Raw genomic sequence first — 2,518 nt, 5'->3', positions numbered from 1 at the left:
CTTACAAGTGACGTCCCTGGACGGCACTGCGACGGAAACTATTACCGTAAACATCTTGGGCAGTAACGATGGCGCGACCATCACGCCATCAGAAAGTGAAGATGTAAATGTGGTTGAAGTGGGCTTGGATGTGGCAGGCGATGCGACAGCCGGAGGCCAACTTCTGGTGGAAGATGTGGATGACGGTGAAGCGAAATTCCAAGACCCAGGTGACCTGCAAGGGGAATACGGTACCTTTACCTTTGACCCAGATACAGGCGTATGGGGTTACACCTTAGATCCAGACTTATCGGATCCACTGAACCAAGACGATGCGGTGACCGATAGTCTACAAGTGACGTCTTTGGATGGCACTGCTACTGAAACCATCACCGTGAACATCTTAGGCACCAACGATGGGGCGACCATCACRCCATCAGAAAGTGAAGATGTGAATGTGGTGGAAGTGGGCTTAGATGTCGCAGGCGATGCGACAGCCGGAGGTCAACTTCTGGTGGAAGATGTGGATGACGGTGAAGCGAAATTCCAAGACCCAGGTGACCTACAAGGGGAATACGGTACCTTCACCTTTGACCCAGATACCGGCGTATGGGGTTATACCTTAGACCCAGACTTATCGGATCCACTCAACCAAGACGACGCGGTGACTGATAGCCTACAAGTGACGTCTTTGGATGGCACCGCCACCGAAACCATCACTGTAAACATCTTGGGCACCAACGATGGGGCGACCATCACGCCATCAGAAAGTGAAGATGTGAACGTGGTGGAAGTGGGCTTGGATGTCGCAGGCGATGCGACCGCTGGAGGCCAACTTCTGGTGGAAGATGTGGATGACGGTGAAGCCAAATTCCAAGACCCAGGCGATCTGCAAGGGGAATACGGTACTTTCACCTTTGACCCAGATACAGGTGTATGGGGCTACACCTTAGACCCAGACTTATCGGATCCACTGAACCAAGACGATGCGGCAACCGATAGCCTACAAGTGACGTCTTTGGATGGCACTGCTACTGAAACCATCACTGTGAACATCTTGGGCACCAACGATGGGGCGACCATCACACCATCAGAAAGTGAAGATGTGAACGTGGTGGAAGTGGGCTTGGGTGTCGCAGGCGATGCGACTGCTGGAGGTCAACTTCTGGTCGAAGATGTGGATGACGGTGAAGCGAAATTCCAAGACCCAGGTGACCTACAAGGGGAATACGGTACCTTTACCTTTGACCCAGATACAGGCGTATGGGGCTACACCTTAGACCCAGACTTATCGGACCCACTCAACCAAGATGACGCCGTAACCGATAGTCTACAAGTGACGTCACTGGACGGCACTGCCACTGAAACCATCACTGTRAACATCTTGGGCACCAACGATGGGGCGACCATCACRCCATCAGAAAGTGAAGATGTGAACGTGGTGGAAGTGGGCTTGGATGTCGCAGGCGATGCGACTGCTGGAGGTCAACTTCTGGTGGAAGATGTGGATGACGGTGAAGCGAAATTTCAAGACCCAGGTGACCTACAAGGGGAATACGGTACCTTTACCTTTGACCCAGATACAGGCGTATGGGGCTACACCTTAGACCCAGACTTATCAGACCCTCTTAACCAAGATGACGCCGTAACCGATAGTCTACAAGTGACGTCACTGGACGGCACTGCTACTGAAACCATTACCGTGAACATTTTGGGCACCAACGATGGTGCGACCATTACGCCTTCAGAAAGTGAAGATGTGAACGTRGTAGAAGTGGGCTTGGATGTGGCAGGCGATGCGACAGCTGGCGGCCAACTTCTGGTGGAAGATGTGGATGACGGTGAAGCGAAATTCCAAGACCCAGGCGACCTACAAGGGGAATACGGTACCTTCACCTTTGACCCAGATACAGGCGTATGGGGTTACACTTTAGACCCGGGCTTATCAGACCCTCTTAACCAAGACGATGCCGTGACTGATAGTCTACAAGTGACATCACTGGACGGTACTGCAACCGAAACCATTACCGTGAACATTTTGGGCACCAAYGATGGTGCGACCATYACRCCWTCAGAAAGTGAAGATGTGAACGTGGTAGAAGTGGGCTTGGATGTCGCAGGCGATGCGACAGCCGGAGGTCAACTTCTGGTGGAAGATGTGGATGACGGTGAAGCGAAATTCCAAGACCCAGGTGACCTACAAGGGGAATACGGTACCTTTACCTTTAACACCGATACAGGCGTATGGGGTTACACCTTAGACCCAGACTTATCAGACCCACTCAACCAAGACGACGCGGTGACTGATAGCTTACAAGTGACGTCCCTGGACGGCACTGCGACGGAAACTATTACCGTAAACATCTTGGGCAGTAACGATGGCGCGACCATCACGCCATCAGAAAGTGAAGATGTAAATGTGGTTGAAGTGGGCTTGGATGTGGCAGGCGATGCGACAGCCGGAGGCCAACTTCTGGTGGAAGATGTGGATGACGGTGAAGCGAAATTCCAAGACCCAGGTGACCTACAAGGGGAATAC

General features: G+C 52.3%; 1 protein-coding gene. It reads left to right on the top strand.

All coding sequences use genetic code 11. The features are described from left to right. On the top strand, window positions 1-2,518 hold a 2,518-nt coding region (locus L4C33_RS21440), incomplete at both ends, for a VCBS domain-containing protein (RefSeq protein ID WP_428814417.1).

The organism is Vibrio makurazakiensis (assembly GCF_050337375.1).
Classification (GTDB): domain Bacteria; phylum Pseudomonadota; class Gammaproteobacteria; order Enterobacterales; family Vibrionaceae; genus Vibrio; species Vibrio makurazakiensis.
This window is presented reverse-complemented; position numbering and strand designations above follow the sequence as displayed.